This window comes from Thioalkalivibrio thiocyanodenitrificans ARhD 1 (genome assembly GCF_000378965.1).
GTDB classification, from domain to species: domain Bacteria; phylum Pseudomonadota; class Gammaproteobacteria; order Ectothiorhodospirales; family Ectothiorhodospiraceae; genus Thioalkalivibrio_A; species Thioalkalivibrio_A thiocyanodenitrificans.
This window is the reverse complement of sequence record NZ_KB900536.1, coordinates 1,230,836-1,253,877: the sequence shown is the minus strand read 5'-3', so window position 1 is coordinate 1,253,877 and position 23,042 is coordinate 1,230,836. Positions and strand designations below refer to the sequence as shown.

The window sequence follows — 23,042 nt, the reverse complement described above, 5'->3', positions numbered from 1 at the left end:
GGCCGGCGCGCGGCCCGAATCGATGTCCCAAGGACCCCATTCGCACCCATGCAGTCCGGCTATTCCGATTCCCTGAGCGCGGCGGAGCTGCGCGCATCCGGCGCCCTGGCCAGTGTCTACGCGGTGCGCATGCTGGGGCTGTTCATGATCCTGCCGGTTTTCACCCTCTACGCCGAGAGTCTGGCCCATGTAACCCCTGTGCTGGTGGGTCTCGCCATCGGTATCTACGGACTCACCCAGGCCCTGCTGCAGATCCCTCTGGGCATGCTGTCGGACCGTATGGGTCGCAAGCCGGTGATGGTGGCCGGGCTGCTGGTGTTCGCCGCGGGCAGTGTGGTGGCGGCGGTGTCGGACACCATCTACGGGGTGATTGCCGGGCGTGCGCTTCAGGGCGCCGGCGCTATTGCCGCCGTGGTGCTGGCCCTGGCCGCAGACCTCACCCGCGAGGAACACCGGACCAAGGTCATGGCCATCATCGGGCTCACCATCGGCGTGTCCTTCTCGGTAGCCATGGTCGGCGGCCCGGTGCTGGATCGCTGGGTCGGGGTTTCCGGGATCTTCTGGCTGACGGCGGTGCTGGCGGTGCTGGCCATCGGCATCACCCTGATGCTGGTGCCGACGCCGGTGGCTGCGCGGGTGCACCGGGACACCCAGGCGGTGCCCGGATCCTTTGGTACCGTCCTGCGCGATACCCAGTTGCTGCGCCTGGACGCGGGCATCTTTGTGCTGCACATGGTGCTTACCGCCAACTTCGTGGTACTGCCTTTGTTGCTGCGCGACGGCCTGGGCCTGGAGTCTGCCATCCACTGGCGGGTCTACCTGCCGGTGCTGCTCGCCGGATTCCTCGCCATGGTGCCGTTCATCATCTACGCGGAGAAGTACCGGCGCATGAAGCCGGTCTTCGTGGGAGCCATTGCGGTGCTGGGGCTGGCTCAGCTGGCGCTGGCTGCCAACGGTGGTTCAATGGCCTGGCTGGTGGCGGCACTGTGCGTGTTCTTTGCCGCCTTCAACCTGCTGGAGGCCAGCCTGCCGTCGCTGATCGCCAAGATGGCGCCCCCGGACCGCAAGGGGACGGCCATGGGCGTGTATTCCAGCACCCAGTTCATGGGTATCTTCGTGGGCGGTGTCCTGGGCGGCATGCTCCACGCCCGAGTGGGGATACACGGGGTGTTCCTGCTGGGTGCCGCGGGTGTCCTGGTCTGGCTGGTGGTGGCCGCCAGCATGCGCCGGCCCCGTTACCTGTCCAGCTACGTGCTCCATGTGGGCCCCAGGGGCCCGCATGAGGCCGAGACGCTGGCCATGAAGCTCACCGCCGTCCGGGGGGTGTCCGAGGCGGTGGTGATCGCCGAGGAGGGCATGGCCTACCTCAAGGTGGAGCGCCATGCCCTGGACGAGGCGGCCCTCAGGCGTTTCTCCGTGGCCTGAGCCGAGCCGGTCCTGATACAATTGCCCATTGGGTCTTCGGCCCCCCGCCGGCAGGATCGCCGGCATGACAAACCGGCACAGGAGCGAATCGCATGGCACGAGGCGTCAACAAGGTCATACTGGTGGGTAATCTGGGCAACGACCCGGAGGTCAAGTACAGTCCGAGCGGTACCGCCGTGGCCAACGTGAGCCTGGCGACCACCGACAGCTGGAAAGACAAGGGCAGCGGCGAGCGCCAGGAGAGGACCGAATGGCACCGGCTGGTGTTTTTCGGTCGGCTGGCGGAGATTGCCGGCGAGTACCTCAAGAAGGGTTCCCAGGTCTACGTCGAGGGGCGTCTGCAGACTCGCAAGTGGCAGGGTCAGGACGGCCAGGATCGCTTCACCACCGAGATCGTGGTCAACGACATGCAGATGCTGGGTGGCCGCGGCGGCAGCGGCGGAACCGGCAGCTACGACGACGCCCCGTCCCAGTCCCGTCAGGGTGGCGGCGGCCAGCAGGCGCCCGCCCGGTCGCCCGAGCCCGACTTCGACGACGAGATTCCATTTTGAGCGTGAGGCGATAGGCGTGAAGCGACAGGCGTTGGTTTCCCCAACCCTCTCGCCTGACTCCTCACCTCTCACTCCTCACGAAATACCCATGAGCGGCAAGGTATACATCCAGACCCACGGTTGTCAGATGAACGAGTACGACTCCGGCAAGATGCTGGACGTGCTGCGTGAGTCGGGGGGTATGGTGCTGACCGATGACCCGGAACAGGCGGACGTGCTGCTGCTCAACACCTGTTCCATCCGGGAAAAGGCCCAGGAGAAGGTGTTCTCCCTGCTGGGCCGCTGGCGTGCGCTCAAGGAGGCGCGCCCCGGGGTGGTGATCGGCGTGGGCGGCTGCGTGGCCAGCCAGGAAGGGGAGGCGCTGCGCATCCGGGCGCCGTTCGTGGACCTGGTGTTCGGCCCGCAGACCCTTCACCGGCTGCCGGAAATGGTGCGCTCGGCGCGCCTGCAGGGCCTGCCCGTGGTGGACATCTCCTTCCCTGAGATCGAGAAGTTCGACCGCCTGCCCGAGCCCCGGGCCGAAGGGCCCACCGCCTTCGTCTCCATCATGGAGGGGTGTTCCAAGTACTGCACCTTCTGCGTGGTGCCCTACACCCGGGGCGAGGAGATCAGCCGGCCCTTCGACGATGTGCTGACGGAAGTGGTCCAGCTGGCCGCCCAGGGGGTGCGTGAGGTCACCCTGCTGGGGCAGAACGTCAACGCCTACCGGGGCCCCATGCACGACGGTGAGCTGGCCGATCTGGCGCTGCTGATCCACTATGTGGCGGCCGTGGACGGCATCGAGCGCATCCGTTTCACCACCTCCCATCCCGTGGAATTCTCCGACAGCCTGATCCAGGCCTTTGCCGAGGTCCCCGAACTGGTGAGCCACGTGCATCTGCCCGTGCAAAGCGGCTCGGACCGGATTCTCGCGGCCATGAAGCGGGGTCACACGGTCATCGAGTACAAGTCGAAGATCCGACGCCTGCGCGAGGCGCGGCCCGATATTTCGCTCTCCTCGGACTTCATCATCGGCTTCCCTGGGGAGACCGACGCGGACTTCGAGGCCACCATGGCGCTGATCGAGCAGATCGGTTTCGACCAGTCTTTCAGCTTCATCTACAGCCGCCGCCCCGGCACGCCCGCTGCCTCCCTGCCGGACGATGTGCCCATGGCGGTGAAAAAGGTCCGCCTCGCCCGCCTGCAGGCAAGCATCAACGAGATGGCCCGGGCCATCAGCGAGGCCATGGTGGGCGGCGTTGAGCGCATCCTGGTGGAAGGGCCTTCGCGGAAGGACCCTGACCAGCTTGCCGGGCGCACCGCCAATAACCGGGTGGTGAATTTCGAGGGTCCCGCCGATCTGACGGGCAGGTTCGTGGAGGTGCACATCACCGAGGCCCTGAACAACTCCCTGAGGGGTCGGCTTGAAGCCGAATTCAATATTCAGGATTCAATGTTCAAGGTGGGTTGAGGGGGCGATTCCCCCTTTGAATCTTGAATGTTGAATCTTGAATTCCCTGACGTTCTATAATTGTTCCATAGCCCTCACCTTACGGTACTCCGACCTCTTGAATTCCTCCCCCGACCCTGCTGATCTGCCCGTCACCCTGGAAGTGATCCTGGACCCGGCCGACAACCTGCGGCTAGCCAACCTGTGTGGTCAGTTCGATGAGCACCTGCGCCTGCTGGAGCAGCGTCTGGGCGTGGAGATCAATAGCCGCGGCAGCCACTTCAACGTGATCGGTGATGCCCGCCCCGCGCAGGCGGCCGTGGAACTGCTCAAGGACCTCTATGGCGCTACCGCCAGGGAGATCCTTTCGCCCCAGCGGGTGCACCTGCACCTGCAGGAGGCCGGGGTGGACCGGCTGCTGGAGCGTGCCGAAGACGACAGTTCGGAGGAGGCGGCCCTGAACCTGCGTCGGGGTATTATCCGCGGCCGGGGCGCGAATCAGATGCGCTACCTGCGCAATATCCGCACACATGATCTGAACTTCGGCATCGGTCCGGCCGGGACCGGCAAGACCTACCTGGCCGTGGCCGCCGCCTGCGAGGCGCTGGAGACCGATCGCGTGCGGCGCCTGGTGCTGGTGCGCCCGGCGGTGGAGGCGGGCGAGCGGCTGGGTTTCCTGCCCGGCGACCTGGCCCAGAAGATCGACCCGTATCTTCGACCCATGTATGACGCCCTCTACGAGATGCTGGGTTTCGACACGGTGGCCAAGCTCATGGAGCGCAATATCATCGAAGTGGCGCCCCTCGCCTACATGCGCGGACGCACCCTCAACGATGCGTTCGTGATCCTGGACGAGGCCCAGAACACCACCACCGACCAGATGAAGATGTTCCTCACCCGCATCGGTTTCGGTTCCACGGCGGTGGTCAACGGCGATGTCACCCAGACGGACCTGCCCCATCACCGCCAGTCCGGCCTGCGCCATGTGATCGAGGTGCTCAAGGAGGTAAAGGGGGTGAGCTTTACGTTCTTCACGGCCCGGGACGTGGTCCGCCACCCCCTGGTGCAGCGGATTATCGAAGCCTACGAGGCGGATGAAGACAAACCGGGCGAGTGAGTGTCACCCCATGACCCTGCGTCCGGAGATCCAGACGGCCACAACGGCGGACGGGGTACCTGAAGCCGGCAAGCTGGCGGGCTGGGCGTCCGCGTGTCGGCCGCAGGGCCGGGACGTATCGGTCGTCATCCGGCTGGTGGATGAGGCGGAGAGCGCCGGGATGAACATGGCGTACCGCCACAAGGAGGGTGCCACCAACGTGCTGTCGTTTCCTTTCGAGGCGCCGCCGGGTATCGACGAAGCACACCTGGGGGATCTGGTCATCTGCGCACCCGTGGTGGCCCGCGAGGCCGCCGAACAGGGCAAGACGCCCGAGGCCCATTGGGCGCACATGGTGGTGCACGGCATGTTGCATCTGCAGGGCTATGACCATGTTGAAGAGATCGATGCCAGGCGCATGGAGGCGCTTGAGATTATGATTCTGGACAGGCTGGGTTATGACAATCCGTATGAATGAGCACAAATGAGCAAGAGACAAGATACAAGATCCAAGAGGCGAGAAGGGACGTTCGGGTCCTTTGCCAGTCGAATGTCTGGCCCCGTCGCTCTGTCTTGTATCTAGCGTCTTCATGAACGACCAGTCCCGCAACGAACCTCCCTTACGCACCTGGCTGGAACGCCTGAGCCTTGTTTTTACCGGCGAGCCCCGGGACCGGGGGCAGCTGGTGGAACTGCTGCGCAATGCACAGCAGCGGGAGATCCTGGATCCCGATTCACTGGGGATGCTCGAGGGCGTGCTCCAGGTCTCGGAGATGCAGGTGCGTGACATCATGGTCCCCCGGCCGCAGATGGACGTGGTGCAAAGCGACGCTTCGCTGCACGACATCCTGCCGGTCATCACCGATTCCGCCCATTCCCGTTTCCCGGTCGTCGGAGACAGCCGGGACGAGGTGCTGGGTGTCCTTCTGGCCAAGGATCTCCTGCGCTATTTCCTCGAAGGCGCCCAGGAGGACTTCGCCATGCGCGATGTGCTGCGCCCGGCGGTGTTTGTGCCGGAGAGCAAGCGCCTCAACGTGCTGCTCAAGGAATTCCGCAACAGCCGCAACCACATGGCCATCGTGGTGGATGAGTATGGCGGCGTGGCGGGGCTCGTGACCATCGAGGATGTGCTGGAACAGATCGTCGGCGAGATCGATGATGAGCACGACATTGAGGATTATCTCACGCACATCATGCGTCACCCCAGCGGCCGCTACACGGTCAAGGCGCTCACTCCCATCGACGAGTTCAATCAGTACTTCTCCGCGGAGTACAGCGAGGAGGAGTTCGACACCATCGGCGGGCTGGTGGTCAACCGTTTCGGCCATGTGCCCAAGCGCGGCGACGAACTGGACTTCGACCGCTTTCACGTGCGCGTCCTGCGCGCCGACAACCGCCGTGTTCACCTTCTGGAAATGCGTCTGCGGGAGGACACGGAGCAGCCGGATGGGTGAACTCAAGGTTCAAGGGTCAAGGTTCAAGGTTCAAAGGGACAACCAGTGGCCCGCCACCCCCTTGAACTTTGAACGTTGAACCTTGAACCGCGCCTTCATCCCGCACTGACCCGATGAACCCGGTGATCGCCATTCTCGAGGCCCGTCCCCGTTTGTCCGATGCACTGGCCCTGCTGGCCGGTGTGCTGCTTGCGCTGGCGTTCGCGCCCTATGCCCTTCGCCCCTTGAGCATCCTTGCCCCGGCGTTGCTGTTCCTGCTTTGGTGGGACCGGACACCGGGTCGCGCTGCCTGGCTGGGGTATCTGTTCGGTCTGGGCATGTTCGGCGCGGGGGTGCACTGGATCTACCACAGCCTGTACCTGTTCGGCGCGGCCATCGCCCCGCTTGCGGCGTTCATCACCGCGTTGTTCGTCGCCTTCCTGGCGCTCTATCCCGCGCTGCTGGGCTACTTGCTGGCCCGCTTCGGGCCGCGTCTGCCGGGGCTGGCGCTCGCGGTGTGTTTCCCCGCCGCATGGGTGCTGTTCGAATGGTGGCGCGGATGGTTTCTCACCGGCTTCCCCTGGTTGCTGCTGGGCACTGCCCACGTGGATACGGCTCTGGCGGGCTATGTGCCCGTGCTGGGCGCGTACGGGGCCAGCCTGGCGGCGGCGCTCATGGCGGGGTTGCTGGCCTGGATGGTGGTGCGATGGTCACTGCGTACGCTGGGCGGCGGGCTGGCGGCACTGGCGCTCGTCTGGGCGCTGGGCGTCGGTCTTGCCCGTATCGAGTGGACCGGGGTCGACGGGGAGCCCATCACCGTGAGTCTTGTCCAGGGCAACGTGGACCAGAAGGAAAAGTGGGGGCCAGATGCGGTGGAAGAGGCACTGGAGCTTTATGGCGGGCTCACCCGGCAGGCACTGGGTTCGGATATCGTCCTGTGGCCGGAAACGGCCATTCCCACCTTCTACCACGAGGTTGAGGAGCCGATGACGGAGATCGCCGCCGAGGTGGAGGCCGCGGGCGGCGCGCTGGTGACGGGAATCTTCGTGTACCGGTTCGCCACCGGGGACATGTACAACAGCATCGTCCATGTGACCGGGCATCCCGCCGCCTACCACAAGCGTCATCTCGTGCCCTTCGGGGAGTATCTGCCGCTGCGCGGCCTGCTGATGTGGCTGGATGATTACCTGGACATACCCATGTCCGACCTGTCGCCCGGCAGCGGTCGTCCGCTGCTGGATGTGGGCGGCATCATCGTCGGTACCTCGGTGTGCTACGAGGATGCCTTCGGCGGACAGGTCATCCAGGCCCTGCCCGAGGCGCAGTTGCTCGTCAACGTGAGCAACGATGCCTGGTTCGGTGATTCCATCGCCCCCCATCAGCATCTCGAGATCGCCCGCATGCGTTCGCTGGAGACCGGCCGCGACATGCTTCGGGCGACCAACACGGGGGTTTCCGCCGTCATCGGTCATCGCGGTGAACTGATTGCCACTTCGCCTCAGTTCGAGACCCATGTGCTCACCGCCGAGGCCCGGCTCCGGTCGGGGCTCACGCCCTTCGGCCGGTGGGGTAATGGAGCCGCCCTGCTGCTCACCTTCGGCCTGCTGCTCCTCAGCCGTCGGGCGCCGCCACCGAAAGTGATGGAGGACACAGGGAGAACGCGGGGATGATGACCGCTGACGTACGGCACGCCCGCGGGCGCCATGCCGCGCGGATCTCCGGTCCGCATGTGCGCGCGTGGCCGGCGGGAAGGGTTGTGCATCGAGCAGCCGTCAGGGTGCCCCCCCCTCACACCCGGAATAACCCTCCGTTTTGCGGTCCAAGGGCCCGATCCTGTAACCTCAGCAGGTTAACCGAAGGCAAAACCGAGAGAGAGATATGCGACCCGCGCAGTTGCTGCAAGTGCTGGACCGGGAGTTCGAGAGTACCCGTTCGGGGCACCACACCCCCGTAATGCTGTGGGGCCCGCCGGGGGTGGGCAAGTCCCAGATGATCACCCAGGTGGCGGCGAAGCACGGTGTGCCGCTGATCGATATCCGGCTCTCCCAGATGGAGCCCTCGGACCTGCGCGGCATCCCTTTCAAGCACGGCGACCTGGTGGAATGGGCGATCCCCGCCATGCTGCCCGACGCCGAGCGCCAGGGCCCGGAGGGCATCCTGTTCCTGGACGAGATCACCTCGGCGCCCCCGAGTGTCTCGGCTGCCGCCTACCAGCTGATCCTCGACCGGCGCCTGGGCAACTACCAGGTGCCGCCGGGCTGGGCCATCTTCGCCGCCGGCAACCGCCAGGGAGACCGGGGTGTGACCTACACCATGCCCGCGCCGCTGGCCAACCGCTTCTCGCACTTCGAGGTCGATCTGAACGTGGACGACTGGGCGGCCTGGGCCTACGGCGCGGGTATCGATGATCGCATCATCGCCTTCATCCGGTTTCGCCCCGACCTGCTGTTCGACTTCGATCCGGCCCACAACCCCGTCGCCTTTCCTTCGCCCCGTTCCTGGGAGTTTGCCCACCGGGCCCTGCAGAAGTTCGAGGGGCAACCCGAGCTGCTCTCGGGCGCGCTCCAGGCCTGCGTGGGCCAGGCGGCGGGCATCGAGCTGGCCGCCTTCCTGGCGCATCTGGAGGAGCTGCCGGACCTGGATGCCATCGTGGCCGGGGAGGCCCTGCCGGCGCCCCGGGAGATCGACCTGCAGTACGCCGTGGCCGCCGCCCTGGTGGGTCGGGCGATTCGCGCGCAGGAGGCAGAGGAGGCGCCGGTGGTCTGGGGCAATATCCTCAACTACGCCGGCGTGTTCCCCCAGCGTGAGATGGGCGTGATGATGATCATGGACATGCACCGGGCGCTGGGCGAACCGTTGTTCTCGGTGCCGGAGTTCGGGCGCTGGGCCACGGAGGTGGCGGACCTGATGCTCTACGAGAACTGAGGTCGCGGGGAGTGACAGTCGTGACCAGGCCTGACGTGGAAACCAAGCTCGGGGCGGCGCGCACGCGCCTGATCCTGGACAAGCCCTTCCTGGGCGCGCTGGTGCTGCGCCTGCCCCTGGAGGCCGCCGGCGACTGGTGCAGGACCACGGCCGTGGACGCCCGCAAGCTCTACTACAACGCCGAGTACATCGACAGGCTCAATCTCGCAGAGACCCAGTTCATGCTGGCCCACGAGGCCCTGCACTGCGCACTCGGCCACTTCGCCCGGCGCGGTCACCGGGTCAAGCACCTGTGGGACATCGCCTGCGACTACGCCATCAACCCCATTCTCATCAACGACGGCCTCACCCCGCCGCCGGGGATGCTTTACGAGCGCAGCTACGAGGGCATGTCCGCCGAGGAGATCTACCCCTTCATCCAGGATAACGAGAACGAATCCACCCTGGACCAGCATGTGTACGACCGGCCCGAGGAACAGAGCCGCGGCAGGGGCAGACAGCCGCCGCCGGATTCCGGCGAGGGCAACGGCGGCAGCCGCAACGAGGATGAGGAACAGGATCGCGGGCAGGGTCGCAACGAGAGCGACCGGCCGGAAACCGAGACCGACGAGAACCAGGGCGGCAGCCAGCCGCCGCCGCCCCTGAGTCATCAGGAACGCGAGGAGTTGGCCGTGCAGTGGCGGCAGCGTCTGGCCGGCGCCGCCCAGCAGGCGATGCAGGCGGGCAAGCTCAGCGGCGACATGGCGCGCCTGGTGGACCACCTGCTGCAGCCCCAACTGCCGTGGCGCATGCTGCTGGCCCGCTACATGAGCGCCCAGGCCCGGGACGACTACAGTTACAACCGTCCCTCGTCCAGGCGAGGCGAGCCGGCCATCCTGCCCAGCCTGCGCAGCCACAACCTGGACATGGTGGTGGTGCTGGACACCAGCGGCTCGGTGTCCGACCAGGAGATGAACGACTTCATCACCGAGGTGGACGCCATCAAGGGCCAGATCCGTGCCCGGGTCTCGCTGCATAGCTGCGACCACGCGCTCAATCCGGACGGCCCCTGGGTGTTCGAGCCGTGGGAGGCGCTTCGCCTGCCAGAGTCCTTCAAGGGCGGCGGCGGCACCGATTTCCGACCCGTGTTCGACTGGATCGACACCCTGGACCGCCAGCCGGACCTGCTGGTGTATTTTACCGACGCCCAGGGAGAATTCCCGGCGCTAGCGCCGCATTTCCCCGTGGTGTGGCTGGTCAAGGGAAAGAGCCCGGTGCCCTGGGGGCAGCGCGTCCAGTTAAACTGAACGCAGTGGCAAGTCTCAAGTGGCAACTGGCGAGGGAAACCACCCTCTCCCTGAGGGAGAGGGAAAGAACCGGGTGTGCTGCCTGCCCCGCTTGCGGGCGGGGGTTGGGGCTCTTGCCACTTGAGACTTACCACTTGAGACTTGCCACTTACCCGCCACTGGCAGGGTTCATGAGATGAACCTGAGCCCGGAAGACAGCCTGCGCCTGAACGTGCTCCTCAACCAGGAGTTGCGGGCGTTGCGCATCGACGAGGGCAAGCTGCAGGTCGTCGCACTGACCCGGAAGGGCGAGGCCAAGGTGCAGCTCCATCCCAACTGCCCGGATGAGAAGTACCTGCGCCAGGTGCGCGAGCTGATCTCCAACCACGTGCTGGGTTCCCCCCATGGCTACCCCCGCTTCATGCACCGCTGGACCCGCATGGGGCACGCGCGCACCGACAGTCTGGGCAAACTGCTGCGTCTCGGTGAGCCCGAGGCGGTGGCCGCCGTGGTGCACGCGGAGGGGCTGACCGACGAGATCGCCCGCCATGCGTGGTGGGTGGACCAGTCCCCGGAACACGCCCGGGCCATGCTGGCCCGCGAGCGGGTGGCGAGGGGGGAGATGGGGCGGGTGCTGGCGGACTTCCTGGTGGAATTCCTGCCGTATGAAGAAGACACCCAGAAGATGGTGGAATCCGTACGCCTGGTCCTGCAACCCGGGCTCATCGACGAGGCCGCCCGCAAGCAGCTCTGGGCCCGGGGCCAACGCAAGCCGGCGTACCGGGTGGGCTTTCTCAAGACCCTGCCGAACGACCTGCCCCTGGAAGAAGCGCCGCATCCCCGCTTCGCGGACCTGGAGGGGCTGCTCGGGGAACTGGCAGCGGAGGGGAACGAACATGCAGGCCTGCTGGCACGCCTCCTGAGCCCCCGCGGGCAGGCCTGGCTGGAGACGGTAGACGGGGTGTTCCGGCGTTGCGCCGATCAGGGGGTTGTGATCCAGCTCTTTGAGGCCATCGAGGACTACTTCGCCCCCATCAGGCCCCCCGAGGCACGCTACCGGGATATGGCCCCCCTGCTGGAGGACTGCGCCCAGCCGGAGGACTGCCTGAACGACCCCCGCCTGTGCCGCGAACTTGCGACGCTCAAGGCCCGCTTGCCGGAACAGGATCTCTCCCTGGTGGAGAGCCTGCGGGTGCTGGCCTGCGTGGGCGAGCAACTCATCGCCCCCATCTTCGGCCTATCCGACTCCGTGGGGCCCGCGCTGCGCAGCAGCATCGAGCCGGTCACCGTGCCGTTGACGCCCCATCTGCGTCGTCTGCGCGGCCGGTAATCCGAGCCACGAAGCTGACGAAGAAAGTATTTCTCTCGCAAAGGCGCAAAGCACGCCGAGAAAAGCTGTCCAGAATTCAAGAACGGCCGTAGGTTGGGGTAAGCGGAGCGAACCCCAACATTGGCCATCGGTCTCGCCACGGCCGTTGGGGTTCGCTCCGCTCACCCCAACCTACGTAGTTTTTTCCGGCAACGGTTCGCCTTTCACTCCCCCCGAATACGCCGGAAGGTGGTGTTCCGGCACTTGGGGCAGGGTGGGATGTGCCCGCTGGTCTTGAAGTGCAGTTCCTCACCGCAGCCGGTGCATGCCAGCACCCCCGGACCGGCGATCTCGCCGGTATGCCGTTCCCGCACCGCGGCCCGGGCCGCGATCTCCGCGATCTCCACGCGCGTACGGTCGGCAATCGACCCCAGCATGTCCATGATCTTCGCCTCGATGAGCTGGAGGTCCATGCGGAACCACTCGCGGTAGTCCCTGCTGGTCTCGTTGAGATACTCCGCCATGTCGTGCAGGTCCTGCCGCACGTAATCCGCCACCTTGTCCGCTTCCTCGCGCGTAATCTCGCCCAGTTCCACCGCCCGTTCCCGCGCGTCCTTCAGGGCATGCTCCAGGGTCGGTGCCACCCTCTTTTCGGCCGTGTCCAGCGTGTGGCGCACACGCTCCAGCATGCGGTCATAGGCGTGGGCAAGGCGGTCCTTGGTGTTCTCTTCCTGCTTCTGTTCGCTCATGGGGACTCCTCCAAGCGTGGGTGCCGGGCGGCGGATATCGCTAAGGTGGAGGCTATCAAGTCCGGCAGCCGATCGCCACGGGATTCGGGCGAAGGGTTGAGCGGGATCAGGCTGAATGGCCTGTGATTGCGCGCCCCAGGTGCGCCATCCTGTCATCATCTCCGCCAGTCACCGGTTGGCTTCCCTGACGATGGCCTCGGCCAGGATCTGGGCGGAGTCCAGTACGGGGCAGCCGGCCCGGATGCGGTGCGAGAGGACGGACAACTCCGTGCATGCGACCAGCAGGGCACCGGCACCCCCCTGTACCAGGGTTTCCGCGGCGTCTTGCAGCGCCGCTACCGTTTCTTCGCCGTACCTGCCTGTCTTGATCCGCCGAATGGCGGCCATCAGGTCGGCCTGAACAGCGGGTGTCGGAGTCAGGAGTGCCAGACCCCTTTGGGCGGCCGCCGGTCCGTAGATGTCGAGATTGACCGTCGCGGTGGAAGCGAGCAGGCCCACGGACTCAACGTTGGGATTGCTGTCAGCGGCCCTCGCCACGGCCAGGCTGATCATGTCCAGAACCGGAATGGACACGGCGTCCTGGATCTCCTTGTGGAAATAGTGGGCGGTGTTGCAGGGCATGGCCAGAAAGTCCACGCCCCAGGCGGCCAGCCGTCGGGCCATGTCCTGCAGACAGTGGACCGGACTCTCGCCTCCGCCGTCGAGCAGGGCCCTGATGCGTGAGGGCACCTTGGGGTTGTTGTCGACAACCATGCGGATATGGTCGATGTCATCTTCGGCCGGTGTGCCCCTGATGACCCTCGCCATCAGGTCCACGGTGGCCTCCGGGCCCATGCCCCCCATGATTCCCACGATCTTGCCGCTCACAGGTACCTCCGTCTGCAACTCCCGGCCGGCAGGCCTGCCGGTGGTTTACGGGACACGACACTAGAATACACATGATCCCGGTCAGGCCCACATGCCGGCGGACGGGGTTGGGTGCCTCGGGCCGCTTGCCGGACCGGTTTCCCGCCGGATGTCGATTCTTCCCCTGCCCGTTCGACGTACGGACAGAGCTTGACCCGGTTGAAGCCCCGTACGTGCGGATGCCGGGCCGCAAACGCCGCCGGCCCGAACGCCGGCCTGCCAACGGGAGGAACCCATGGAAATTCAGCCCTATCTGTTCTTCGACGGCCGGTGCGAGGAAGCCGTCGAGTTCTACAGGCGTGCCCTCGGCGCGCACGTGGACATGCTCATGCGCTACCGGGAGAATCCCGAACCCCCGCCTCCCGGCATGATCCCGCCCGGGATGGACGACAGGATCATGCATGCGAGCCTGCGCATCGGTGATGCGGTGATCATGGCCTCCGATGATTGCAGCCCGCATCCGCGGGCGTTCGGCGGTTTCTCGCTGTCGATCAGCGTGCCGGACGCGTCCACGGCGGACCGGATGTTCGCGGCACTGGCCGATGGCGGAGAAGTGCAGATGCCGCTCGACAGAACCTTCTGGTCGCCACGCTTCGGCATGCTGACCGACCGCTTCGGCGTCGCCTGGATGATCAATGTCTCGCCGTGAACTCAAGGTGACGGGGCATTGATTGCCGGAGCCTCGATTTGCGGACGGACGTCGCATTCGACGCAGTCTCCGGGGAGTACGCGCTTCAAGCCGGGCGGGGGGCGGACTAGAATGGATCTGCGGGAAACCCGGTCCTGGCGCCTGGGCAGCGTCATTGTCCGCCATCGGCCTGCATGTCCCGCCACGCACAGGCCGGCGCGGACCGAACAGCGAGGATCGTCATGCCATACATGCTGCTGATTGTGGAACCGGTGGGCCAGCGCGCCTCGCGCAGCGAGCAGGAGGGCCGCGAGCTCTATGACATCATGCTGCGCTTCGCCGACTCGCTCAAGGAGCGTGGCCTGCTGCTCAACGCCCAGTCACTGCGCTCGGATGCCGACGGCGTGCGCGTGCAGGTGCGCGACGGCAAGCGCACGCACATCGACGGGCCGTTCGCCGAGGCCAAGGAGATAGTCGGCGGCTTCTTCCTGCTGGATTGCGATGACAGGGATCTGGCGCTGGAGATCGCCGCCCAGTGCCCGGCAGCCGAGTGGGCCACCGTCGAAGTCCGCGAGCTGGGACCATGCTTCACCTGAGCGGACAGGCCGTCCGGCCGCGATGACCGGGCCGGACGTCCACCGCACTGTCGAGGCCGCCTGGCGCATGGAATCCGCGCGGCTGATCGCCGGACTCGCGCGGATGACCGGCGACGTGGGCCTTGCCGAGGAACTGGCGCAGGATGCACTCGTTGCCGCGCTCGAGAACTGGCCGAAATCGGGCATCCCGGATCACCCGGGCGCCTGGCTCATGGCCGCGGCGAAGTATCGCGCAATCGATCATTTTCGCCGCAACAGGCGGCTGGCCATCAAGCACGAGCAGATCGGTCACGAACTGGCGCTTGCCCACGCGCCGGACCCGGAGGAAGCGGATGCCGCGCTGGACGATCCGGTCGGTGACGATCTGTTGCGCCTGATCTTTACGGCCTGTCACCCGGTGCTCTCGACCGATGCGCGCGTCGCGCTCACGCTCAAGCTGCTGGGCGGGTTGAGCACCGACGAGATCGCGCGCGCCTTCCTCGTTCCGGAGCCCACCGTGGCGCAACGCATCGTTCGCGCCAAGCGCAGCCTGAGTGCGGCCCATGTGCCCTTCGAGGTGCCGCGCGGGCCCGAACTCGCCGCCCGGCTGGCGTCGGTGCTGGAAGTGATCTACCTGATCTTCAATGAGGGTTACTCCGCCACTTCCGGCGATGACTGGGTGCGCCCGGCCTTGTGCGAGGAGGCGCTGCGGCTCGGGCGCATCCTGGCCGAGCTTGCGCCGCGCGAGCCGGAAGTGCACGGACTCGTGGCACTGATGGAGATCCAGGCATCGCGCCTGCGCGCGCGGGTTGACGCGTCGGGCGACCCCGTACTGCTGCTCGACCAGGATCGCAGTCTCTGGGACCGGCTCCTGATCGGTCGCGGGCTCGCTGCGCTGGAACGGGCCAAAGCGCTTGGCGGCGCCATGGGGCCATACGCATTGCAGGCGGCCATTGCGGCCTGCCACGCGCAGGCACGCACCGCCGGGGAGACGGACTGGGGGCGGATCGCGGCATTGTACGATGCCCTCGTCCAGCTCATGCCATCCCCGGTCGTGGAACTGAATCGGGCGGTCGCGGTGTCGATGGCCTTTGGCCCGGCATCCGGACTCGAACTGGTCGACGCCCTGGTGGATGAGCCTTCCCTGAAGCGCTACCACCTGCTTCCCGGGGTGCGCGGTGACCTGCTGGATAGACTGGGCCGATTTGCCGAGGCGCGCGTGGAGTTCGAGCGTGCCGCGGCGCTGACTCGAAATGCCCCGGAGCGCAAGCTCCTGCTGCGGCGTGCTGCGGCCTGTGTTCGCCAGGACAACACGCGTGCCCATGGCGACGGGTCCTGAATCAGGATCGCCTCGCGTCCCCGCGCTGCGGTGTTCCCGGTTTCAGTTTCGCCTGTTGCGCGGCTCAGGCCGCGGGGGCATCACAATCCGTGCCCAATGCGGTACATGCCACGGACATGCACCGCAGGTGCATCTGTTCGGCGACGAAATCCACGAATGCGCGCACCCGGGGTGACAGCACCCGGCCGCCCACGTAGACGGCGCTCAGGCTCACCTCTGGGCCGCGCCATGAATCGAGGACGGGACGCACGCTCGCGCCCCGAAGGTAGCAGTTGACCATCATCTCGCTGACCAGCATCAGGCCCTGATCGGCTGCCAGCAGCGGCAGCAGCATCTCCGGATCGTTCGCGACGACCACCGGTTTCACCTCGAAGTCCTTCTCCCCGGTGCCGTCATCGAGTCGCCAGCGGAAGCCGTGGCTGTTGCGGTGGGTGGGAAGGGCCAGTGCCTGATGGTCCAGCAGGTCCTCGGGCACCAGGGGCTCACCGAAGCGCTCGAGATAGCCCCCGGTGGCGAACACCTGGGTCGGCCAGGTGACCAGCCGTCGCGCGACCAGTGTCGAGTCCGGGAGGTCACCGATACGGAGTGCGACGTCGATCCCTTCGGAGACAAGGTCGAGAATGTCGTTGCTCAGGACGATCTCGACGTGCACGTCCGGGTAACGCGCGCGGAACTCATGGAGGATCGGTGCCAGGAGGCCGGTGCCCAGGGAGTAGGGGGCCGTCACGCTCAACCAGCCGCGCGGGTCGCCCTCGAGCTGGTGGACCGCGCTTTCGGCCTCTTCCAGTTCCGCCGCGATCTTCCGGCTGTGCTCGAAGTAGACGGTGCCCGCCTCGGTGAGCGCGAGACTGCGGGTGGTGCGATTGAGAAGCCGTGCACCGAGGCGGTCTTCCAGGGTGCGCAGTTTTCGGCTGACGGTGGTCTTGGGCAGATCGAGGGCGCGTGCGGCGGCGGTGATGCTGCCGTGCTGCACCACTTTCACGAAGACCAGCGTTTCGTTCAGATCCCGCTGCATGTCGATTTCCGCCCGCGTCGGACGACTGGGAATTGTGCCACAACCGATACCGGTTTTCCCGGGAAAGTCATTCGGCCGGGTCGCCATTGCCCGAATTGTGACCGCAATGGCGGGATCGTCCCGTTTGTGTCCATTTCGACACTTACGTGCCGCTCCCCGGCGGTGCATGCTTCGCGATCGCTCGGGACGGGCCGGCATGGAGGCGGTCCTGGGGCCGCGGGAAAACAGGCACGGACACGGACGCGGCGGACACTGCCCCACTCCTGTGATAAGCGAGTGATTGTGCCACAGATGGAACAGAGATTCCCGCAATTGCCGGCTAGTCGCGAAGCGTCGCGCGCCGTAGTCTGCACGCCTCGCTGGAACGACAGGAAAGCCGTTCATGTGGTGTGTCTTTATGAATCGCGAAGGGTGGCCGGGCACAGCACAGCCACGTCCATACCATTCGACTTGGCAAAAAGCGTGTCGCCCGTGCGGGGCGGCGGAGGCAACATGATGAGGATCAGGAACGGATTCGTGGCCGTCGCAACGGCGGCTCTGGTTGGCATGCTTCCGGGCTGCGAGAGTGCCGCCCAACCGGACAGCACGCCACCGCCACCCGCGGTGAGTGTCGCCGAGGTGCTGCTTCGCGATGTGGTCCACTGGGACGAGTTCACCGGACGCATCGAGGCCGCCGAGGCCGTGGACCTGCGCCCCCGTGTGAGCGGCTACATCGAACGGGTCGATTACGAGGAAGGTGGCGTGGTGGAGAAGGGCGATGTCCTGTTCACCATCGACCAGCGGCCCTATCGGGCCGCTTTTGAACAGGCGCGCGCGGAACTGGCCCGTGCCGAGGCTCAGGCGGCGCTCGCGCGCAGCGAACTGGCCCGTGCCGGCAGGCTCGCCGAATCCCGGGCGATCTCGGCCGAGGAGCATGATCAGCGCCAGGCAGCGGCCCGCCAGGCCGAGGCCAACGTGCGTGCCGCGCGTGCCGCGCTGGATACGGCCGCACTCGACCTGGAATTTACGGAGGTGCGTGCTCCTATTTCCGGACGGGCGGGGCGCGCACGGATCACCGCCGGCAATCTGGCGCAGGCGGACGTCACACGATTGACCACCATCGTTTCGCTGGACCCGGTGCATGTGTACTTCGACGGCGACGAGCGCGCCTACCTGCGCTACCAGGCCATGGAACGCAACGGGGAGCGATCGAACGGCGCGCATCCCGTGCACGTGGCGCTGGCCGGTGACCGTGATTTCCCCCACGAGGGGGTGCTGGATTTCATGGACAACCACCTGGATCCGAACACCGGAACGATCCGCGGCCGGGCACTGCTCTCCAACCACGAGGGTGTGTTCACGCCGGGCCTGTTCGCACGGGTGCGGCTGCCCGGCAGCGGCACGTTCCATGCCCTGCTGGTGGACGACAAGGCGATCCTCACCGACCAGGACCGCAAGTATGTGTATGTGCTGGGTGAGGACAGCCGCGCACTACGCCGGGATGTGCGCATCGGGCGGATGGTGGAGGGGCTGCGCGTGGTGGAATCCGGGCTCGAGCCCGGCGACCGGGTTCTGGTGCACGGTGTGCAGCGGGTCTTCTTCCCGGGCATGCCGGTGCAGGCGCAGGTGATCGCCATGGGCGATCCGCCGGCGATCGCGCCGGATGCGCAGGCGCAACAGTGAAGGTGCAGGGGCGGGGAGGAAGGAACGCATGAATTTCGCAAGATTCTTCGTGGACAGACCCATCTTCGCGGGTGTGCTGTCCATCGTGATCCTGGTGGCGGGCATCATCGCCATCCCGCTGCTGCCGCTCAGCGAGTATCCCGACGTGGTGCCGCCGACGGTCTCGGTGCGCGCCGTGTACCCGGGCGCCAATCCCCAGGAGATTGCGGATACGGTGGCGGCGCCGCTGGAGGAGGCCATCACCGGCGTCGAGAACATGATGTACATGAAGTCGGTGGCGGGCAGCGACGGCGTGCTATGGATGACCATTACCTTCCGCCCCGGCACCGATCCGGACATCGCCCAGGTGCATGTCCAGAACCGCGTGAACCAGGCGCTGCCGCGCCTGCCCGAGGACGTGCGCCGAATGGGCGTGACCGCGGACAAGATGTCTTCGGACCTCACCATGGTGGTGCATCTCACCTCGCCCGACGGGCGCTACGACAGCGTCTACCTGCGCAACTACGGCACCATGCGCGTGCGCGACGAACTCGCCCGCTTGCCGGGCGTGGGGCAGGCCCTGCTCTGGGGCGCGGGCGACTACGCCATGCGCGTGTGGATCGACCCCGACCGAGCCGCCGCGCGCGGGCTCATGGCGGGCGATATCCTGCGCGCGATCCGCGAGCAGAACGTGCAGGTTTCGGCCGGGCAGCTCGGCGCGCCGCCCATGCCCCAGGCCTCGGATTTTCTGGTCTCCATCAACGCCCGGGGACGGCTCGTCAGCGAGGAGGAGTTCGGGGCGATCGTGATCAAGACCGGCGAGGACGGGCGGCTCACGCGGCTCGCCGACATCGCCCGCATCGAGCTGGGTGCCTCGGAGTACGCGCTGCGCTCGCTGCTGAACAACGACCAGGCGGTGGCCATCGGCCTGTTCCAGGCGCCTGGTTCCAACGCCATCGACGTGTCGAACCGGGTGCGCGAGGCGATGGCGGAACTCTCGGAACAGTTTCCGGAGGGGGTCGCCTACGAGGTGGTCTACGACCCCACGGTGTTTGTGCGCGAGTCCATCCGGGCCGTCGTCTATACGCTGCTCGAGGCCGTGGTGCTGGTGGTGCTGGTGGTCACCCTGTTCCTGCAGACGTGGCGCGCCTCGCTGATTCCGATGCTGGCCGTGCCCGTGTCCATTGTCGGCACCTTCGCCGTGCTGCTCCTGCTGGGATTCTCCATAAACACGCTCACGCTCTTCGCCCTGGTGCTCGCCGTGGGCATCGTGGTGGATGACGCCATCGTGGTGGTGGAGAACGTGGAGCGCCACATCGCCGAGGGGCTCAGGCCGCTCGCCGCCGCGCATCAGGCCATGCGCGAGGTGAGCGGGCCGATCATTGCCATCACCCTGGTGCTGTGCGCCGTGTTCGTGCCGATGGCCTTCCTGGAGGGCGTGACCGGCGAGTTCTACCGCCAGTTCGCGGTGACCATCGCCGTGGCCACGGTGATCTCCGGCTTCAACTCGCTGACCCTCTCGCCGGCCCTGGCCGCCGCGCTGCTCAGGCCCCACGACGCGCCGAAGGACCTGCTCACGCGCATCATCGACGGACTGTTCGGCTGGGTGTTCCGTCCCTTCAACCGCTTCTTCGGCGCGAGCGCCGACGGCTATCAGAGATCGGTGACGCGTTCGCTGAGACGCCGCGGCGCCGTGTTCGTGGTCTATGCTGGGCTGCTCGCCGCCACGGGGCTCATGTTCCAGGCGGTGCCGGGCGGCTTCATTCCGACCCAGGACAAGCTCTATCTCATCGGCGCCGTGAAGCTCCCCGAGGGCGCCTCCCTGGATCGCACGGACGCGGTGGTCGGCCGTATGAGCCGGCTCGCCCTGGAGACCGAGGGCGTGGCGAGCGCCGTGGCCTTTCCGGGCCTCAATCCCATGCATTTCAACAACACGCCCAATGCCGGCACGGTCTTCTTCGGCCTCGAGGATTTCAGGTCCCGAAGTCGCAGTGCCGAGGCGATCGCCGCTGAACTGAATATGAAGTTCTCGGGCATCCAGGAAGGCTTCGCCTTCGCCTTCCAGCCGCCCGCGGTGCTTGGCATCGGCACCGGCTCCGGCTACTCGTTGTTCGTGCAGGATCGTGCCGGGCTCGGCCACGGCGAGTTGCAGCACGCGGTGAACAACCTCTCCGGCGCGCTCGCGCAGGTGCCCGGGATGGGGTTCCCGTTCAGTTCCTACCAGTCCAACGTGCCGCAGCTCGACGCCCATGTGGATCGTGCCAAGGCCAAGGCCCAGGGCGTGGAGCTCACGGATCTCTTCGAGACGCTGCAGGTTTATCTCGGCTCGGCCTACGTGAACGACTTCAACCGCTTCGGACGCACCTGGCAGGTGATCGCCCAGGCCGACGCGGACTTTCGTACCGACGCCGAGGACATCGGGCGGCTGCGCACGCGCAACGCGCGCGGCGAGATGGTGCCCATCGCCAGCATGGTGCGCATCGACCAGACCTACGGACCGGACCCGGTGCTGCGCTACAACGGCCACCCGGCCGCGGACCTGATGGGCGAGGCCGATCCGCGCAGGCTCTCCTCGGCGCAGGCGCTGGCGGTGGTGGAGGCCATCGCGCCCTCGGTGCTGCCGGCAGGCATCGGCTTCGAGTGGACCGATCTCAGCTACCAGCAGGTGAACCAGGGCAACGCGGCGGTGATCGCGGTGGCGCTCGCCGTGCTGCTGGCCTTTCTCGCGCTCGCGGCCCTCTATGAGAGCTGGACGCTGCCGCTGGCCGTGATCCTGATCGTCCCCATGTGCGTGCTCTCGGCGCTGCTCGGAGTGTGGATGACCGGCGGCGACAACAACCTGTTCGTGCAGGTGGGGCTGGTGTTGCTCATGGGGCTGGCCTGCAAGAATGCCATCCTCATCGTGGAGTTTGCCCGGGACCTGGAGCGCCAGGGCATGGGCATCCTGGAAGCGGCGCTGGAGTCGTGCAGGCTGCGCCTGCGGCCCATCATCATGACCTCCATCACCTTCACTGCCGCGGTGGTGCCGCTGGTGCTGGCTACCGGCGCCGGTGCCGAGATCCGCAACGCGCTGGGCATCGCGGTGTTCGCGGGCATGATCGGCGTGACCGCTTTCGGTCTGTTCCTGACCCCGGTGTTCTACGTGGCCCTGCGTCGGCTCGCCGAGCGGCTGCGCCGCCATGACATACAACTGCCGGAAGAGAACCATGCATAGGCGCATGCTGCCGGTCGGCCTCGCGGTGCTCTTGTCCGCCTGTGCCGCGGGACCGGACTACGTGCGCCCGGAAGCGGCGGAGCCCGCCGGCTTTACGCGGGCCGAGGGCGGTGTATTCCCGGCGGGAGAGGGCGAGGCCCGTTTCTGGCGGAGCTTCGCCGATCCCGTCCTGACGACCCTGGTGGAGGATGCGCTGTCGTCCAATCATGACGTGCAGATCGCCGCCGCGCGCTACGAGCAGGCACGGGCGTTCGAACGCCATGCCCGCCTCGAGCGACGACCCGGTGTGACCGCCACCGCGCAGGCGGCGGATGTGCGCGCAAGCGCCGACCAGATGCCGGACGTGTCCCGCAACCAGCGCGACTTCGAAAGCTACGATCTGGGGGTTCGAGCCGCCTGGGAGCTCGATTTCTTCGGTCGACTGCGCCGGGGCGCGCAGGCGCAGCAGGCCCTTGCCGAGGCCGGGCGTGCGGACCTCTCGGCGGTGCAGGTGGCGGTGGTGGGTGAAGTGGCGCGGGGCTATTTCGAGCTGCGCGGCCTGCAGCAGCAGCTGGCCGTGGCGCGGGGCAATGCCGCCAATCAGCGCCGCAGTCTTGGCCTCGTGGAGGCGCGGCTGGAGGCCGGGCGCGGCACCGACCTGGATGTGGCCCGCGCCCGCGCGCAGCTCCAGGGCACCCTGGCGCTCATCCCTGTGCTGGACGGCGAGGTGGCCGTGACCGCGCACCGGCTGGCGGTGCTCACCGGCCGGGAACCGGGTGCGCTCGCCGGGACACTGTCCCGATCGGCGCCCATGCCCGCGCTGCCCGACCGTGTTCCGGTGGGCACGCCCGGGGAGGTGCTGCGCAGGCGCCCCGACGTGCGCTCTGCCGAGCGCCGGCTGGCGGCCGCCACGGAACGGGTCGGGATCGCCACTGCGGACCTCTTTCCGCGCTTTACCCTGGGCGCCCTGATCGGGACCCAGGCGGCGGATCTCGGCAATCTGTTCCAGCGCGACAGCGAGACCCGCATCGTTGCGCTGGGCGTGGACTGGACCTTCCTGGATGCCGGTCGGGTGCGCGCACGCATCGCGGCGGCGGATGCCGATGCCGGGGCGCATCTGGTCCACTATCGGCAGACTGTCCTGCTGGCGCTCGAGGAGACCGAAAGCTCCATGGTGCGTTATGCACACGCGCGGCAGGAGCAGGCGTATCTGGAGGCCGCGGCCGCCGCGGGGTCGGAAGCGGCCGGGCTGGCGCGGCTTCGCTTCGAGGCCGGTGCGGTGGATTTTCTTCAGGTGCTGGATGCCGAGCGGGCGCAACTGGAGGCCGAGGCGCGACTGGCCCATGGCAGGACTCGCGCGGCGGTGGCGCTGGTGGCGCTTTATCGTTCGCTTGCGGGCGGCTGGGAGAGCTGATAGCGCTGCGGTACAGGCGGTGTCGTGCGTTACCCCGGCGCCGGCTCGGCAACTCGGTGCTCGCACGGGCGGGTCTGAGCGGACACCGTGCCAGATCTCTCGCAAAGCCGCGAGGCACGCAACGGTATTCGTTGAAGGCTCTTCTTTGC

Annotated in this window: 19 protein-coding genes; 16 read left to right on the top strand and 3 right to left on the bottom strand. The window is 66.8% G+C overall.

Annotated elements, in window-relative coordinates; genetic code table 11:
• Positions 1-48: 48 nt before the first annotated feature.
• The 10 genes from THITHI_RS0105855 to THITHI_RS0105810 all read left to right on the top strand — a co-directional run bounded on the left by THITHI_RS0105855 (position 49) and on the right by THITHI_RS0105810 (position 11,454).
• Positions 49-1,425 carry an MFS transporter gene (locus THITHI_RS0105855; RefSeq protein WP_018232149.1) on the top strand — a complete coding sequence of 459 codons (1,377 nt, stop codon included), beginning with the start codon at positions 49-51 and terminating at the stop codon, positions 1,423-1,425.
• 92 nt (positions 1,426-1,517) lie between these two features.
• Positions 1,518-1,976 carry a single-stranded DNA-binding protein gene (gene ssb, locus THITHI_RS0105850; RefSeq protein WP_018232148.1) on the top strand — a complete coding sequence of 153 codons (459 nt, stop codon included), beginning with the start codon at positions 1,518-1,520 and terminating at the stop codon, positions 1,974-1,976.
• Positions 1,977-2,064: 88 nt separating this feature from the next.
• Positions 2,065-3,426 (top strand): tRNA (N6-isopentenyl adenosine(37)-C2)-methylthiotransferase MiaB, encoded by a 1,362-nt coding sequence (gene miaB / locus THITHI_RS18545; protein ID WP_018232147.1) that lies wholly within the window; start codon positions 2,065-2,067, stop codon positions 3,424-3,426.
• A 97-nt stretch (positions 3,427-3,523) separates the two neighbouring features.
• The gene (locus tag THITHI_RS0105840; RefSeq protein ID WP_018232146.1) at positions 3,524-4,522 is read left to right on the top strand and encodes a PhoH family protein; all 999 of its coding nucleotides are present in this window, start codon (positions 3,524-3,526) and stop codon (positions 4,520-4,522) included.
• A gap of 10 nt (positions 4,523-4,532) precedes the next feature.
• Positions 4,533-4,979, top strand: a complete 447-nt coding sequence (ybeY, locus tag THITHI_RS0105835) for an rRNA maturation RNase YbeY (protein WP_018232145.1) — start codon at positions 4,533-4,535, stop codon at positions 4,977-4,979.
• 112 nt (positions 4,980-5,091) lie between these two features.
• On the top strand, positions 5,092-5,955 hold the full coding sequence (locus THITHI_RS0105830) for an HlyC/CorC family transporter (protein WP_018232144.1): 864 nt from the start codon (positions 5,092-5,094) through the stop codon (positions 5,953-5,955).
• A gap of 113 nt (positions 5,956-6,068) precedes the next feature.
• Positions 6,069-7,604 (top strand): apolipoprotein N-acyltransferase, encoded by a 1,536-nt coding sequence (gene lnt, locus THITHI_RS0105825; protein WP_018232143.1) that lies wholly within the window; start codon positions 6,069-6,071, stop codon positions 7,602-7,604.
• Between the two features lie 208 nt (positions 7,605-7,812).
• Entirely contained in the window at positions 7,813-8,859 is a 1,047-nt protein-coding gene (locus tag THITHI_RS0105820) for an AAA family ATPase (RefSeq protein ID WP_018232142.1), read from the top strand.
• A gap of 20 nt (positions 8,860-8,879) precedes the next feature.
• Positions 8,880-10,145: a vWA domain-containing protein gene (locus THITHI_RS0105815; protein WP_026186096.1), complete on the top strand. Its 1,266-nt coding sequence runs from the start codon at positions 8,880-8,882 to the stop codon at positions 10,143-10,145.
• Between the two features lie 175 nt (positions 10,146-10,320).
• Entirely contained in the window at positions 10,321-11,454 is a 1,134-nt protein-coding gene (locus THITHI_RS0105810) for a hypothetical protein (protein WP_018232140.1), read from the top strand.
• Positions 11,455-11,657: 203 nt separating this feature from the next.
• Here the strand turns inward: THITHI_RS0105810 and THITHI_RS0105805 are convergent, their stop codons facing one another.
• Positions 11,658-12,182, bottom strand: a complete 525-nt coding sequence (locus THITHI_RS0105805) for a zinc ribbon-containing protein (protein ID WP_018232139.1) — start codon at positions 12,180-12,182, stop codon at positions 11,658-11,660.
• A gap of 168 nt (positions 12,183-12,350) precedes the next feature.
• Positions 12,351-13,049 carry a cysteate racemase gene (gene cuyB, locus THITHI_RS0105800; RefSeq protein WP_018232138.1) on the bottom strand — a complete coding sequence of 233 codons (699 nt, stop codon included), beginning with the start codon at positions 13,047-13,049 and terminating at the stop codon, positions 12,351-12,353.
• A gap of 274 nt (positions 13,050-13,323) precedes the next feature.
• Here cuyB and THITHI_RS0105795 point away from each other — a divergent pair, with 274 nt between their 5' ends.
• The 3 genes from THITHI_RS0105795 (at position 13,324) to THITHI_RS0105785 (ending at position 15,630) form a co-directional block, all read left to right on the top strand.
• Entirely contained in the window at positions 13,324-13,737 is a 414-nt protein-coding gene (locus tag THITHI_RS0105795; protein WP_018232137.1) for a VOC family protein, read from the top strand.
• A gap of 221 nt (positions 13,738-13,958) precedes the next feature.
• Positions 13,959-14,312 (top strand): YciI family protein, encoded by a 354-nt coding sequence (locus THITHI_RS0105790; protein ID WP_026186095.1) that lies wholly within the window; start codon positions 13,959-13,961, stop codon positions 14,310-14,312.
• 22 nt (positions 14,313-14,334) lie between these two features.
• Positions 14,335-15,630: an RNA polymerase sigma factor gene (locus THITHI_RS0105785; RefSeq protein ID WP_018232135.1), complete on the top strand. Its 1,296-nt coding sequence runs from the start codon at positions 14,335-14,337 to the stop codon at positions 15,628-15,630.
• A 64-nt stretch (positions 15,631-15,694) separates the two neighbouring features.
• Here THITHI_RS0105785 and THITHI_RS0105780 read toward each other — a convergent pair whose 3' ends face one another.
• A complete protein-coding gene (locus tag THITHI_RS0105780; protein ID WP_018232134.1) occupies positions 15,695-16,645 on the bottom strand; it encodes a LysR family transcriptional regulator in 951 nt (316 codons plus the stop codon).
• 492 nt (positions 16,646-17,137) lie between these two features.
• Between THITHI_RS0105780 and THITHI_RS0105775 the strand changes: the two genes are divergently transcribed.
• Genes THITHI_RS0105775 through THITHI_RS0105765 form a run of 3 tightly spaced genes read left to right on the top strand, consistent with a single transcriptional unit; the run spans position 17,138 to position 22,893 of the window.
• Entirely contained in the window at positions 17,138-18,307 is a 1,170-nt protein-coding gene (locus THITHI_RS0105775; protein ID WP_018232133.1) for an efflux RND transporter periplasmic adaptor subunit, read from the top strand.
• 28 nt (positions 18,308-18,335) lie between these two features.
• The gene (locus THITHI_RS0105770; RefSeq protein ID WP_018232132.1) at positions 18,336-21,500 is read left to right on the top strand and encodes an efflux RND transporter permease subunit; all 3,165 of its coding nucleotides are present in this window, start codon (positions 18,336-18,338) and stop codon (positions 21,498-21,500) included.
• The gene (locus tag THITHI_RS0105765; RefSeq protein WP_033336912.1) at positions 21,493-22,893 is read left to right on the top strand and encodes an efflux transporter outer membrane subunit; all 1,401 of its coding nucleotides are present in this window, start codon (positions 21,493-21,495) and stop codon (positions 22,891-22,893) included. Before THITHI_RS0105770 ends, THITHI_RS0105765 begins: the two co-directional genes overlap by 8 nt.
• The last annotated feature ends 149 nt before the right edge of the window (positions 22,894-23,042 follow it).

What these genes read in the sequence shown, in the direction of transcription:
- THITHI_RS0105820 (WP_018232142.1), top strand. Translation starts at nt 7,813, where the DNA reads ATGCGACCCGCGCAGTTGCTGCAAGTGCTGGACCGGGAGTTCGAGAGT.
- THITHI_RS0105810 (WP_018232140.1), top strand. Translation starts at nt 10,321, where the DNA reads ATGAACCTGAGCCCGGAAGACAGCCTGCGCCTGAACGTGCTCCTCAAC.
- THITHI_RS0105780 (WP_018232134.1), bottom strand. Translation starts at nt 16,645, where the DNA reads ATGCAGCGGGATCTGAACGAAACGCTGGTCTTCGTGAAAGTGGTGCAG.
- THITHI_RS0105795 (WP_018232137.1), top strand. Translation starts at nt 13,324, where the DNA reads ATGGAAATTCAGCCCTATCTGTTCTTCGACGGCCGGTGCGAGGAAGCC.
- THITHI_RS0105805 (WP_018232139.1), bottom strand. Translation starts at nt 12,182, where the DNA reads ATGAGCGAACAGAAGCAGGAAGAGAACACCAAGGACCGCCTTGCCCAC.
- THITHI_RS0105785 (WP_018232135.1), top strand. Translation starts at nt 14,335, where the DNA reads ATGACCGGGCCGGACGTCCACCGCACTGTCGAGGCCGCCTGGCGCATG.
- THITHI_RS0105775 (WP_018232133.1), top strand. Translation starts at nt 17,138, where the DNA reads ATGATGAGGATCAGGAACGGATTCGTGGCCGTCGCAACGGCGGCTCTG.
- lnt (WP_018232143.1), top strand. Translation starts at nt 6,069, where the DNA reads ATGAACCCGGTGATCGCCATTCTCGAGGCCCGTCCCCGTTTGTCCGAT.
- THITHI_RS0105765 (WP_033336912.1), top strand. Translation starts at nt 21,493, where the DNA reads ATGCATAGGCGCATGCTGCCGGTCGGCCTCGCGGTGCTCTTGTCCGCC.
- ybeY (WP_018232145.1), top strand. Translation starts at nt 4,533, where the DNA reads ATGACCCTGCGTCCGGAGATCCAGACGGCCACAACGGCGGACGGGGTA.
- ssb (WP_018232148.1), top strand. Translation starts at nt 1,518, where the DNA reads ATGGCACGAGGCGTCAACAAGGTCATACTGGTGGGTAATCTGGGCAAC.
- THITHI_RS0105855 (WP_018232149.1), top strand. Translation starts at nt 49, where the DNA reads ATGCAGTCCGGCTATTCCGATTCCCTGAGCGCGGCGGAGCTGCGCGCA.
- miaB (WP_018232147.1), top strand. Translation starts at nt 2,065, where the DNA reads ATGAGCGGCAAGGTATACATCCAGACCCACGGTTGTCAGATGAACGAG.
- THITHI_RS0105770 (WP_018232132.1), top strand. Translation starts at nt 18,336, where the DNA reads ATGAATTTCGCAAGATTCTTCGTGGACAGACCCATCTTCGCGGGTGTG.
- THITHI_RS0105790 (WP_026186095.1), top strand. Translation starts at nt 13,959, where the DNA reads ATGCCATACATGCTGCTGATTGTGGAACCGGTGGGCCAGCGCGCCTCG.
- THITHI_RS0105830 (WP_018232144.1), top strand. Translation starts at nt 5,092, where the DNA reads ATGAACGACCAGTCCCGCAACGAACCTCCCTTACGCACCTGGCTGGAA.